Genomic DNA, 12881 nt, shown 5'->3' with positions numbered 1-12881 from the left:
AGGGGCGGGGAATGTCAGAAACACCCACGCGAGAGGTCCATCGGCTCAAGGCGAATTCCGTAGGTCTGGTGGGCGTCGTGTTCATGGCGGTGGCGACCGCCGCACCGATCACCGCGATGACGGGGAACCTGCCCATCGCGGTCGGTTTCGGCAACGGCACGGGCGCGCCCGCGGGCTATCTCTTCGCGACCCTGGTGCTGACGGTGTTCTCCGTCGGCTACGTCGCCATGGCCCGGCGGATCACCGCGGCCGGCGCCTTCTACGGCTACATCTCGCACGGCCTCGGCCGGATCGCGGGCATGGCCTCCGGCATGCTCGCCGTGCTGGCCTACATCGTCTTCGAGGCATCCATCGTCGGTGTCTTCTCCTACTTCGCGAAGACCACCGTCCACGATCAGCTCGGCGTCGACCTGCCCTGGATCCTGTACGCCCTCGCGATGCTCGCCGTCACCGCCGTGCTGGCCTTCTTCGACATCAACCTCACCGCCAAGGCGCTCGGCGTGATGCTCATAGCGGAGATCGCCGTCCTCTTCGCGGTCGCCACCGCCGTCCTGCTCAACGGCGGCGGCCCCGACGGCATCCCCGTCGAGCCGATCAACCCGGTCAACGCCTTCACCGGCACCTCCGCCGGGCTGGGACTGTTCTTCGCCTTCTGGTCGTGGGTCGGCTTCGAGTCGACCGCGATGTACGGCGAGGAGTCCAAGGACCCCAAGCGGGTCATCCCGCGCGCGACCCTCATCTCCGTGATCGGGGTCGGCGTCTTCTACATCTACGTCTCCTGGATGACCATCGCCGGCAACGGCCTCGACGGTTCCGTCGAGCGGTCCTCCGGCACCAGCCCGCTGGACCTGTTCTTCGACCCCGCCCACTCCTACCTCGGCGCCTGGGCGGTGGACACCTTCCAGTGGCTGCTGATCACCGGGTCGTTCGCCTGCGGCATGGCCTTCCACCAGTGCGCGGCGCGCTATCTCTACGCCATCGGCCGCGAGGGGTTCCTGCACCCGGCCCTCGGCCGCACCCACGCCAAGCACGGCTCGCCGCACATCGCGTCCTTCGTGCAGTCGGTCATCGCCATCGCTCTGGTGGGCGCCTTCTGGCTCACCGGCCAGGACCCCTACATCCACCTGTACACCCTGCTCGCGATCCTCGGCACGATGGCGATCCTCATCGTGCAGACCCTGTGCTCCTTCGCCGTGATCGGCTACTTCCGCAAGAACCACCCCGAGGACCGCCACTGGTTCCGCACCCTGACCGCCCCCCTGCTCGGCGGCCTCGGCATGATCGCGGTGGTGGGGCTGCTGGTGGCCAACCTGGACACCGCGGCCGGTACGGCGGCCGACTCGCTCTTCTTCAAGGCCATCCCGTGGATCGTCGGGCTGGTCTTCTTCGGCGGGCTCGGCCTCGGGTTCTACCTCAAGGCCAAGCGGCCGGAGCGCTACGAGATCATCGGCCGGATCGTCCTGGAGGACGCGGCCGAGCGAACGGACAACCACCCCGTCAACGTCTGAGGAGCGGCACCGTGTCACGCACCCACTCGATGCACGTCCTGCGCACCCTCTTCGCCGATCACGCGGCCGCCGAGCGGCTCGGACTGCCCGTCGCGGAAGCCCGCGTCCGCCGCCGTACCGTCCTGAAGGGCGCGGTCGCCGCCACGGCGATGACCGCCGCCGCGGCCCCGGCCGCCGCCGCGTCCGCCCCGCGGATCGCGGTGGTGGGCGCCGGAATCGCCGGCCTCACCGCCGCCCTCACCCTGCACGACGCCGGGTACGCCTGCACGCTCTACGAGGCGGACCCGGCCCGGGTCGGCGGCCGTATGTACACCCAGCGCGACCACTGGGCGTACGGCCAGATATCCGAGATCGGCGGGGAGCTGATCGACACCGGCCACAAGAAGATGCTCCAGCTGTGCCGCCGGTTCGGGCTGCCCGTGGAGGACTTCCTGGGCGGCGGGCCGGTCGGCGCGGAAGAAGTCCTGTGGTTCAACGGCGAGTACTACCCGCGCCACCAGGCCGACGAGGACTTCAAGGCCGTCTACCAGGCCCTCCACCGGGACCTGCTGGACTCCGGTGAGGTGCGCTGGAACCGCACCACGCCGACCGGCACCGCGCTGGACACCATGTCCCTGTACGACTGGATCGACGCCCGCGTCCCGGGCGGCCACGACTCGCCGCTCGGCCGCTTCTTCGACGTCGCCTACAACGTCGAGTACGGCGCCGACACCACCGAGCAGTCGGCGCTCGCCCTGGTGCTGCTCATGGGCTACCAGACCAATCCCGGCAACTTCAACATCTGGGGACTGTCCAACGAGCGCTACCACATCACCGGCGGCAACGACCAACTCCCGCGCGCCATCGCCGACTTCCTGCCCGACGGCACGGTCCGGCACGGCTGGGCCCTGCAGGCGCTCAGGGCCAACGGCGACGGCACCCAGACCCTCACCTTCGCCGAGGCGGGGGCCACCCGCACCGTCACCGCCGACCACACCATCCTGTGCGTCCCGCTGCCGGTCCTGAAACAACTCGACCTCACCCGGGCCGGGTTCGACACCCGGATGACCAGCCTCCTGCGGGACGCCCGCATGGGCCACTGCACCAAGCTCAACATGCAGTTCTCCCGCCGCCCCTGGCGCGGCACCGGACCCTGGCCCGGCGTCTCGGCGGGCGACTGCTTCACCGACGCCGAGGTCCAGCAGACCTGGGACACCACCAAGGTCCAGCCCGGCACGGGCGGCATCCTCATCCAGTACAACGGCGGCAGCCTGGCCCGCGCCCTGACCCCGGCGGGACCCTTCTCCGACGAGCGCGATCCCTACGTCACCCGTCTCGCGGCGAGGTACCTGAAGGGCATCGACGCCTTCTTCCCCGGCACCTCCACCGCCTGGACCGGCCGGGCCCAGCTCTCCGCCTGGCACCTCAACCCCTATACGCAGGGCGCCTATTCGTACTGGCCCGTGGGCTACGTCCACCGGTACGCGGGCTATGAGGGCGTCGCCCAGGGCAACGTCCACATCGGCGGCGAGCACTGCTCGTACGACTTCCAGGGCTTCATGGAGGGCGGGGCGACCGAGGGCGAGCGGGCGGCCGAGGAGGTGATCGCCGCCGTGCGGTAGGCCGGGGACGCTCACCGGGGCCGGATGTTGTGGTTGAAGCGGAACACGTTGTCGGGGTCGTACCTCCGCTTGATCTCCTCCAGATGCCGGTAGTTCGTCGCGCCCACGCCGGCGATCACGCGTTCCGGCCCCTCCGCGCCGATGAAGTTGAGGTAGACCGCCCCGGTGCTCCACGGCTGTGCGCCGTCGCGGGCGTCGTGGACCCACTTGATGCCCCGCGCGTCGTCCGCCGGGTCCTCCCACATGCCGAACGGGTGGGTGACCCAGGCGGCGTCCCGGTAGGGCACCGGGTACCGGCTCGGCCCGTCGGCGATGGCGCCGCCCTGCGGCATCAGCGCGTGGATGGTCCCGGTCGGCACGGGCATCGCCTCGGCGCCGGCGCAGAACACCTTCACGTAGTCGTCGGGCAGACCCGAGAGGTACTCCGCCGACCAGTAGTTCCGGAACCCCGGCGGATCGTCGATCATGCACTGCGCGTCGACGTACGGAATCGCCCCGACCAGCGCCGCCTCGTGCGGCAGCGCCAGCAGCGGCTCCGCCGCCTTGCGCAGGTCCGCCTCGCCGCCGGCCCAGGTCAGCAGCGCCGCGCACAGCAGGGTGCCCTGAAGGTGCGGCGGGCAGAACTCGCCGGGCGGGCCGGTGAGATACAGCACGCCGCCGCCCGCCTCGTTCGGGGCCACGGCGAACAGGTCGCGGAAGGTGCGGACGACCTCGCGGCCGTGCTCCGGGAGGTACAGCAGGAAGGCCATGGCGAACTCGGGCAGCTCGTGCAGCTTCAGGGTGAGGGAGGTCGCCACGCCGAAGTTGCCGCCGCCGCCGTGCAGCGCCCAGAACAGCTCGGGGTTCTCGTCGGCGCTGGCCCGGATCCGGCGGGCGTCGGCGGTGACCAGCTCGACGGCGAGCAGATTGTCGACGGCCAGTCCGCTCCAGCGGTCCAGCCAGCCGGTGCCGCCGCCGAGGACGAAGCCGCCGACGCCGGTGGTGGAGACCCGGCCGCCGGTGGTGGCCAGCCCGTGCACCTGGGTCGCGTGGTCCAGGTCGCTCATCGTGGCGCCGCCCGCGACCCGTACCGCCTCGGACGCGGGATCGACGCCGACCGCGCGCATATGGCGAAGGTCGATGACCAGGCCACCGTCGTTCAGCGCCATGCCCGCCACGCTGTGGCCGCCGCCGCGCACCGCGATGTTGAGGTCCAGATCCCGGGCGAAGCGCACCGCACGTACGACGTCGTCCTCGTTCACGCACTGCGCGATCACCGCGGGACGGCGGTCGATCATCGCGTTGAAGACGACGCGGGCCTCGTCGTAGCCCACGTCCTGCGGGGCGAACACATCGCCGCTGAGATCCTCGCGCAGCGCGGCGAGGGCCGCGCCGGCCTTCGAGAGGGGAGCCATGGCCGCCCCCGTTCCGCGTGGGGGATTCGTTCGGTTCCAGCCTAGGCGGGCCCTGCCCCGGACGCCCGTCGGCCTACCAGGCGCGCATCGGTTCCCCCGCCACCAGCCGCGAGACGAACCCGCTCGGCCCCTGCGCCGGCTCCCCGAGGACGGTGACCCGGTGCATGACGCGCTCGACGTCGAGGTGCGCGAAGTCGGTGGGCGCGAGGTGGCAGGCGCTGCGGTTGTCCCACGGGGCGACGGAGCCGGGCTCCCAGCGGAAGCGGACGGTGTACTCGGCGCTGGTCAGATGCTGGAAGAGCAGCTCCAGCAGATGGCGGCTCTCCAGCTCGGAGAACCCGGTGACGCGGGTGGTCGAGCCCGGGCTGACGAACAGCGCCTTCTCGCCGGTCTCGGGGTGGACGCGCACCACCGGGTGGACGGCGGCCTGCGGGTCCGCGCAGTACGTCCGCAGGATCTCGCGGTCCCGTTCGTCGGAGTGGCGCAGGTGGACGGCGGTGAAGAAGGCGTGCTCGGCCGTCAGCCCGTCCACGAACTCCCGCAGCGGCGCCGACAGGCCCTCGTAGGCGGCGACGGTGTTCGTCCACTGGGTGTCGCCGCCGAAGGCCGGGGTCTTCTCTGCGCGCAGGACGGACAGGCTCGGCGGGTTGACGGCCTGCGTGAGATCGCTGTGCCAGCCGGCCAGCGGGGAGGTCCACTTGCGGCGGTAGCGCTCCTCGAAGTCGGCGCCGTAGCGCTCGGTGTCGCGCCGGGGGTCGACGGTGAGGATCTCCGGGTGTCCCTCGGGGTGGACGCCGTGCTGCTTGCCTGGGCGCCGGGGCAGCGGGCCGAAGCGGCGGCCGAAGGCGATCTGCTGGGCGTGGGTGATGTCCTGGTCGCGGAAGAACACGACGCGGTGGGCCAGCACGGCCCGGCGGATCTCCGCCACGGGAGCTGGGCAGCGCCACACCCCGCGGATCGCGCACCCCGGTGGCCCGGGCCACCACCCCGGTGAGCACGGCCGCGGCGCCCGCCGCGGTCGCGTACCCGGTCAGGGCCCGCCAGTCGAACAGCGCGCCCAGATCGCTGCGGTAGATGTTCCCGAACAGGAAGCAGGGCACCGCGAAGAGGAAGGCGTAGTCCGCGAAGGCCTTCGAGCTCTCGGCCGGCACCACCTTCCGCCGCGCGAGGACGACCCCGCATCCGAAGGCCAGCACCACCGGTACCAGCTTCTCCAGCGCCTCTACCGCACCCATGCACGCGCCCTTGCTCGTCCGTGAAGAACAGGTGCGCCCCGGTCACCTCGACGAAGTGGGAGCTCCCCGGCGGCCACCGCTCAGTTCGTCGGCGCCGTACGAGAGGGTGATTCCCCCGTGGATTCGAGGCCGAGATGGTCAGCCCCGCGGGATCTGTCGAAGCGAGGTTTCAGCCGCCGTAGGCCCCCGAAGCCGTCAGGCGCAGAGCGGTGTCGATCAGCGGGACGTGGCTGAATGCCTGCGGGAAGTTGCCGACCTGGCGCTGGAGGCGCGGGTCCCACTCCTCGGCCAGCAGGCCCAGGTCGTTGCGCAGCGACAGCAGCTTCTCGAAGAGCCTGCGGGCCTCGTCCACGCGGCCGATCATCGCCAGGTCGTCCGCCATCCAGAACGAGCAGGCGAGGAAGGCGCCCTCGTCGCCCGGCAGACCGTCGACGCCCTCGGCCTCGCCCTGGGTCGGATAGCGCAGGATGAAGCCGTCCGGCGTGGACAGCTCGCGCTGGATCGCCTCGATGGTCCCGATGACCCGCTTGTCGTCCGGCGGCAGGAAGCCCATCTGCGGGATCAGCAGCAGCGAGGCGTCCAGTTCCCTGGAGCCGTACGACTGCGTGAAGGTGTTGCGCTCCTTGTCGTAGCCCTTCTCGCACACGTCCCGGTGGATGTCGTCGCGCAGTTCGCGCCAGCGCTCCAGCGGGCCGTCCGCGTCACCGGACTCGATGAGCTTGATGGTGCGGTCGACGGCGACCCAGGCCATCACCTTGGAGTGCACGAAGTGGCGGCGCGGGCCGCGCACCTCCCAGATGCCCTCGTCCGGCTCGTCCCAGTGGTCCTCCAGGTAGCGGATCAGCTTGAGCTGGAGGAGGGAGGCGTAGTCGTTGCGGGCGAGCCCCGTCATATGGCCCAGGTGCAGGGCCTCGGTGACCTCGCCGTACACGTCCAGCTGCAGCTGGTGGGCGGCGCCGTTGCCGACCCGGACCGGCGCGGAGTTCTCGTAGCCGGGCAGCCAGTCCAGCTCCGCCTCGCCGAGCTCGCGCTCGCCGGCGATGCCGTACATGATCTGCAGGTTCTCCGGGTCGCCCGCGACGGCGCGCAGGAGCCACTCGCGCCAGGCGCGGGCCTCCTCGCGGTAGCCGGTGCGCAGCAGCGAGGACAGGGTGATCGCCGCGTCCCGCAGCCAGGTGTAGCGGTAGTCCCAGTTGCGGACGCCGCCGATCTCCTCGGGCAGCGAGGTGGTGGGCGCGGCGACGATGCCGCCGGTCGGGGCGTACGTCAGCGCCTTCAGCGTGATCAGCGAGCGGATCACGGCCTCGCGGTAGGGGCCGTGGTACGTGCAGTGCTCGACCCAGTCGCGCCAGAAGTCCTCGGTGGCCGCCAGCGACTGCTCCGGCTCCGGCAGCGGCGGCGGCTGGTGGTGCGAGGGCTGCCAGGAGATGGTGAAGGCGATCCGGTCGCCCGGGGCGACGGTGAAGTCGGAGTACGTCGTCAGCGCCTTGCCGTAGGTCTCGCACTCGGTGTCGAACCACACCGAGTCCGGGCCCGCGACGGCCACCGTACGGCCCTCGTGCTTGTGCACCCAGGGCACGACCCGGCCGTAGGAGAACCGCATCCGCAGGGCCGAGCGCATCCGGACCCGGCCGGAGACGCCCTCCACGATCCGGATCAGCTGCGGGGCGCCGTCGCGCGGGGGCATGAAATCGGTCACCCGGACCGTGCCGCGCGGGGTGTCCCACTCGGATTCCAGGACCAGCGAGTCCCCACGGTAGCTGCGCCGGGCCGCGGTCGGCGGCTCGGCGTCCGCCGCGTGGGCCGGCCCGAGCCGCCAGAAGCCGTGCTCCTCGGTGCCCAGCAGACCGGCGAAGATGGCGTGCGAGTCGAAGCGGGGCAGGCACAGCCAGTCCACTGTGCCGTCCCGGCAGACCAGTGCCGCGGTCTGCATGTCTCCGATGAGTGCGTAGTCTTCGATGCGCCCGGCCACGTGCAACTCCAGTCGAACGGCCACGTCACCCCCTGGGAAGAAGGGGGCGGTCGCTGATGCGGTCAAGGGGTCGTTGTAATGCGTCGTTGAGCGGTGAAGCAAAGCAGCCGCTCCGCCGTGAGGCAAAACGCCATCTGTTGCTCAACGAACTGACGAGTCCGTGATGTTCCGGTGGTACGGGCGGGGGTGGTGCCGTCTGGTCCGGTCCGGCTCGGCAGTGAGTGTCCGAGCAGGATACGACGCACGTAGATGATCTGCGTGCCGCTCCGGACAACGCGGGTGGGCCGAACGGGTGAGCAACGGGTGAGAAACCGGTGCACCCGAGTGGCCCCGTGTCGGTACGTGCGCGGAGCGTGGCCGGAAGCCACCGCCCCGCGGCGCTGATACCCTGGTAGCCCGTGGACCGGTGGGAGAAAAACCCCCGAACCGCAGCGACGGCGACTCCGGAATCCCCGGTGGGAACGCCGGACCGCACCCCAGACCGCGACCACGGGAGCCCCGCCTTGGCCATGACGCCCAATTCCACGACGACCAAGCACATCTTCGTCACCGGGGGTGTCGCCTCCTCGCTCGGCAAGGGCCTCACCGCCTCCAGCCTGGGCATGCTGCTCAAGGCGCGGGGCCTGCGCGTCGTCATGCAGAAGCTCGACCCGTATCTGAACGTCGACCCCGGGACGATGAACCCCTTCCAGCACGGTGAGGTTTTCGTCACCAACGACGGCGCCGAGACGGACCTGGACATTGGACACTACGAGCGCTTCCTCGACCGTGACTTGGACGGCTCCGCCAATGTCACTACAGGACAGATCTACTCGACGGTGATCGCCAAGGAGCGGCGCGGCGAGTACCTGGGCGACACCGTGCAGGTCATCCCGCACATCACCAACGAGATCAAGCACCGCATCCGCCGCATGGCGACCGACGAGGTGGACGTCGTCATCACGGAGGTCGGCGGCACGGTCGGCGACATCGAGTCGCTGCCGTTCCTGGAGACCGTCCGCCAGGTCCGCCACGAGGTCGGCCGGGACAACGTCTTCGTCGTCCACATCTCGCTCCTGCCGTACATCGGCCCGTCGGGTGAGCTGAAGACGAAGCCGACCCAGCACTCGGTCGCGGCCCTCCGGAACATCGGTATCCAGCCGGACGCCATCGTGCTGCGCTGCGACCGCGAGGTGCCGACCGCGATCAAGCGCAAGATCTCGCTGATGTGCGACGTCGACGAGGCCGCCGTGGTCGCCTGCCCCGACGCCCGCTCGATCTACGACATCCCCAAGACCGTGCACGGCGAGGGCCTGGACGCCTACGTCGTCCGCAAGCTGGACCTGCCGTTCCGCGACGTGGACTGGACGACCTGGGACGACCTGCTGGACCGCGTCCACAACCCCGACCACGAGATCACCCTCGCCCTGGTCGGCAAGTACATCGACCTGCCCGACGCCTACCTCTCGGTCACCGAGGCGCTGCGCGCGGGCGGCTTCGCCAACAAGGCCCGCGTGAAGATCAAGTGGGTCACCTCCGACGACTGCAAGACCCCGGCCGGCGCCAAGGCGCAGCTCGGCGACGTCGACGCCATCTGCATTCCCGGCGGCTTCGGCGACCGCGGTGTGCTCGGCAAGGTCGGCGCGATCAAGTTCGCCCGCGAGAACAAGATCCCGCTGCTCGGCCTCTGCCTGGGCCTGCAGTGCATCGTGATCGAGGCGGCCCGCAACCTCGCCGAGATCTCCGACGCCAACTCCACCGAGTTCGACCCCGCCACCGGCCACCCGGTCATCTCCACGATGGCCGAGCAGCTGGACATCGTGGCCGGCGAGGGCGACATGGGCGGAACGATGCGCCTGGGCATGTACCCGGCCAAGCTGGCCGAGGGCTCCATCGTGCGCGAGGTCTACGACGGCAAGGAGTACGTCGAGGAGCGGCACCGCCACCGCTACGAGGTGAACAACGCCTACCGCGCGGAGCTGGAGAAGAAGGCGGGCATCCTGTTCTCCGGCACGTCCCCCGACGGCAAGCTCGTGGAGTACGTCGAGTACCCGCGCGACGTCCACCCCTACCTGGTGGCGACGCAGGCGCACCCCGAGCTGCGCTCGCGCCCGACCCGCCCGCACCCGCTCTTCGCGGGCCTGGTGAAGGCGGCCGTCGAGCGGAAGATCTCGAAGTAGCACGAGAGTTGTACGGTGGCCGGGGTGCACACCTTTCCAAGGTGCGCACCCCGGTTTTTCATCGGGCACGTGGAAGGGCAGGCATGACGATCAAGGACACCCCGCAGGAGTGGGAGATCCGGGCCACGGACACCCCCTTCGTGGGCAACAAGACCTCCGTCCGCACCGACGACGTGGTCATGCCCAACGGCAGCGTGGTCCGCCGCGACTACCAGGTGCACCCGGGCTCGGTCGCCGTCCTCGCCGTCGACGACGAGGACCGGGTGCTGCTCATCAAGCAGTACCGGCACCCCGTACGGCACAAGCTGTGGGAGATCCCGGCCGGGCTGCTCGACGTCCCCGGCGAGAACCCGCTGCACGCCGCCCAGCGGGAGCTGTACGAGGAGGCGCACGTCAAGGCCGAGGACTGGCGGGTGCTGACCGACGTCTACACCACGGCGGGCGGCTGCGACGAGGCCGTACGGATCTTCCTGGCCCGCGATCTGTCGGAGGCCGACGGGGAGCGCTTCGAGGTCGAGGACGAGGAGGCCGACCTGGAGCACGCGCGCGTGCCGCTCGCCGAGCTGGTCCGGGGGGTGCTCGCGGGGGAGCTGCACAACAACTGCCTCGTGGTCGGCGTGCTGTCCCTGGTCGCCGCGCGGGCCTCCGGCGGCCTGGACGCGTTGCGGCCGGCCGACGCGGAGTGGCCGGCGCGGCCGTTCGTGGCGTAGGCGGAGGGCATCGCGCGCCTCCCGAGCTCCTGATCCTACGATCTGTTGATCCGATCGGGGGAGTCTTGGCTTCCACCCGCCGCGCTCCACACAGCCCGTAGCAGAGCGTGAACTAGGCTCTGAAACACGCCCGTACCGGAATCCCGGCGGGCTTGCGCGTGCGGTGTGGGACGGGAGTGTGGCCCGTGACGGATCAGGCGGTGGACACAGGCGGCGTCGAGCTGTCGACCGGTCAATTCCTGGGCCGGACGCGGGAGTTGAAGGAACTCCTCGTCGACATCGAACGGGCGGGCCTGGACACCCTCTCCGGGAAGAAGGCACCCCGCGCGCGTGTGCTGCTGATCGCCGGCCGCCCCGGCTCCGGCCGCACCGCGCTCGCCGAGGAGCTGGTGCGGCAGGTCGCGGACCGGTACGGCGACGGCGTGCTGCGCGCCCGGCTCAGCGAGCCCGACGGCACCCCCGTCCCCGTCGACTCCGTCGCCCGCGATCTGCTCACCGCCCTGGACCTGCCGAGCCCGGCCGGTGCCGCCGAGGACGACCTCACCGCGGCGCTGCGGGAAGCCCTCGCCGACCGCAAGGTCCTGCTGCTGCTCGACGACGCGGCCACCGCCGAACAGGTCGACGCCCTGCTCCCGGACACCCCGGACTGCCTGGCCGTGGCCGTCTCCGCGGGGCCGCTGACCGGGATCGCCGACGTCCGTCCCTGCACCCTCGGCGGGCTCGACACCAAGTCGGCCGTGGAACTGCTGTCCCGGCATGCGGGATCGGTGCGGATCACCGTCGACCCCCGGGCCGCCGAGGGACTGGTCGAGGAGTGCCAGGCGCAGCCCGCCGCGCTGATGCTGGCCGGCGGCTGGCTCGCCGCCCGCCCCAAGGCCGCCGTCGCCGACCTCGCCAAGCAGCTGCACGCCGAGCCCGACGAGGACACCGCCGGCAGCCCCCTCGCCCGTATCTTCCGGCTCTCCTACGCCACCCTCCCCGCCACCGCCGCCCGGATACTGCGACTGCTCAGCCTCGCCCCGGCCGGACTGGTCGACCCGCACACCGCCTCCGCGCTGGCCGGCTGCTCGGTCAGCGGCGCCCGCACCACCCTGGACGACTTCGTCGCCCTCGGTCTGCTGCGCGCCGTCGACTCCCCGCTGCCGCAGTACGAGGTCCCCGGCTGTCTGCACCCCCTGCTCAGGGCGCTCACCGAGACCCAGGACCGGGCCGCCGAGCTGCAGCTGGCCCGCGCCCGCATGCTGGAGCGGACCGTGCGGCTGCTCCAGTCGTGCCGGGCGATCACCGAGACCGACAGCCCGCAGGCGCGGGAGAAGCTGCTCGGCATGCCGCGCTCCCTGCGCTTTCCCAGCCCCCGGGCGGCGGCCGACTGGCTGCGCATCCGCAGGCCCGCCCTGCTGGCCGCGGCCCGGCTCGCCGTCGCCGACGGGGAGCTGGACACCCTGGCCCGGCGGCTGATGTCCCAGCTGGTGCGCGCCATGGTCGCCCACTTCGGTACCCAGGCCGCGGCCGGGGACCTCTACGGCATCCACGGATTGGTGCTGGACGTGGCCGAACGCCGGAACCTGCCCCGTGAGCGGGCCGCCGCCCTGCTGAACCTCGGCGACCTGGACGCCCGGACCGGACGGACCCGGGAGGCGCTGGCGCGGTACCGGGCCGCGCTGGACGCCGGACGCGAGGCGAACGATCCGTATGCGACCGCCCGCGCGATGGAATCCGTAGGCGGCGCCCATCTGGAGCTCGGGGACTACGACCGGGCCGCCGACTGGTTCGGCCGCGCGCTCGCCCAGCGCCTGGCCCGGGACGAGCGCGCGGAGGCGGCCCGGGTGTACGGCCGGATCGGCGCCGCGCACACCTTCGCGGGGCGTTACGGCGAGGCGCAGCGCAACTGGCGGGCCGCGGTCGCCGGGTACCGCAAGAGCGGCGATGTCGCCGCCCAGGCGCGGGCGTTGAGCGAGCTGGCCCGGGTCCAGGAGTACGCGGGCCGGCCCGAGGAGTCGCTGCGCACCTGCCAGGAGGCGGTGGACTGGGCGCGCCGTGCCGAGGACGTACGGCTCCAGGCGGCGCTGCATGTGCGGCTCGCCGACACCCTGGACCGCCTCGGGGACTCCGCCGCCGCTCGACTGCACCGCGGGGCGGCCGAGCGCATGCTGGGTGAAGAGCTCCCGGAGGGGGAGCCAGAGCCGGAAAGAGACGCTACAAGCAGCTAACGCCTGCGAAATCCGTAGTACACCCGCTGAAGATTAATGCAATGAAAGGCTAGACAGCGGGAACGCCTTCATTAGACTGGCTCTGCCGCACC

At 71.3% G+C, this 12881-nt stretch carries 7 protein-coding genes and 1 pseudogene; 5 read left to right on the top strand and 3 right to left on the bottom strand.

Annotation, left to right across the window (positions count from 1 at the left end; all coding sequences use genetic code 11):
- Positions 1-11 precede the first annotated feature (11 nt).
- Both ACWD1Z_RS22010 and ACWD1Z_RS22005 read left to right on the top strand, forming a co-directional pair.
- Positions 12-1508: an APC family permease gene (locus tag ACWD1Z_RS22010; RefSeq protein ID WP_451120968.1), complete on the top strand. Its 1497-nt coding sequence runs from the start codon at positions 12-14 to the stop codon at positions 1506-1508.
- An 11-nt stretch (positions 1509-1519) separates the two neighbouring features.
- Positions 1520-3109 carry a flavin monoamine oxidase family protein gene (locus ACWD1Z_RS22005; RefSeq protein ID WP_451120966.1) on the top strand — a complete coding sequence of 530 codons (1590 nt, stop codon included), beginning with the start codon at positions 1520-1522 and terminating at the stop codon, positions 3107-3109.
- An 11-nt stretch (positions 3110-3120) separates the two neighbouring features.
- Here the strand turns inward: ACWD1Z_RS22005 and ACWD1Z_RS22000 are convergent, their stop codons facing one another.
- The 3 genes from ACWD1Z_RS22000 to ACWD1Z_RS21990 all read right to left on the bottom strand — a co-directional run bounded on the left by ACWD1Z_RS22000 (position 3121) and on the right by ACWD1Z_RS21990 (position 7710).
- Positions 3121-4503, bottom strand: a complete 1383-nt coding sequence (locus ACWD1Z_RS22000; protein ID WP_451120964.1) for an FAD-binding oxidoreductase — start codon at positions 4501-4503, stop codon at positions 3121-3123.
- Positions 4504-4576: 73 nt separating this feature from the next.
- Complete coding sequence (locus tag ACWD1Z_RS21995; RefSeq protein WP_451120962.1) at positions 4577-5431, bottom strand: TauD/TfdA dioxygenase family protein; 855 nt, start codon at positions 5429-5431, stop codon at positions 4577-4579.
- Between the two features lie 476 nt (positions 5432-5907).
- Complete coding sequence (locus tag ACWD1Z_RS21990; protein WP_451121007.1) at positions 5908-7710, bottom strand: glycoside hydrolase family 15 protein; 1803 nt, start codon at positions 7708-7710, stop codon at positions 5908-5910.
- 509 nt (positions 7711-8219) lie between these two features.
- On the opposite strand from ACWD1Z_RS21990, the gene ACWD1Z_RS21985 reads away from it, so the two are divergent.
- From ACWD1Z_RS21985 to ACWD1Z_RS21975, 3 genes and pseudogenes are all read left to right on the top strand, one after another.
- Positions 8220-9869 carry a CTP synthase gene (locus ACWD1Z_RS21985; RefSeq protein WP_451120960.1) on the top strand — a complete coding sequence of 550 codons (1650 nt, stop codon included), beginning with the start codon at positions 8220-8222 and terminating at the stop codon, positions 9867-9869.
- Positions 9870-9952: 83 nt separating this feature from the next.
- Positions 9953-10579: an NUDIX domain-containing protein gene (locus tag ACWD1Z_RS21980; RefSeq protein ID WP_451120958.1), complete on the top strand. Its 627-nt coding sequence runs from the start codon at positions 9953-9955 to the stop codon at positions 10577-10579.
- Between the two features lie 185 nt (positions 10580-10764).
- Positions 10765-12826, top strand: a pseudogene (locus ACWD1Z_RS21975) (tetratricopeptide repeat protein).
- Positions 12827-12881 lie beyond the last annotated feature (55 nt).

It is taken from the genome of Streptomyces sp. NPDC002784 (assembly GCF_053592135.1).
Note: the sequence above shows the minus strand (reverse complement) of the source record. Positions and strands in the feature narration are given on the sequence as shown.

Coding starts and splice junctions, on each gene's coding strand:
- ACWD1Z_RS22000 (WP_451120964.1), bottom strand. CDS start 4,503: ATGGCTCCCCTCTCGAAGGCCGGCGCGGCCCTCGCCGCGCTGCGCGAG.
- ACWD1Z_RS21985 (WP_451120960.1), top strand. CDS start 8,220: ATGACGCCCAATTCCACGACGACCAAGCACATCTTCGTCACCGGGGGT.
- ACWD1Z_RS22010 (WP_451120968.1), top strand. CDS start 12: ATGTCAGAAACACCCACGCGAGAGGTCCATCGGCTCAAGGCGAATTCC.
- ACWD1Z_RS21980 (WP_451120958.1), top strand. CDS start 9,953: ATGACGATCAAGGACACCCCGCAGGAGTGGGAGATCCGGGCCACGGAC.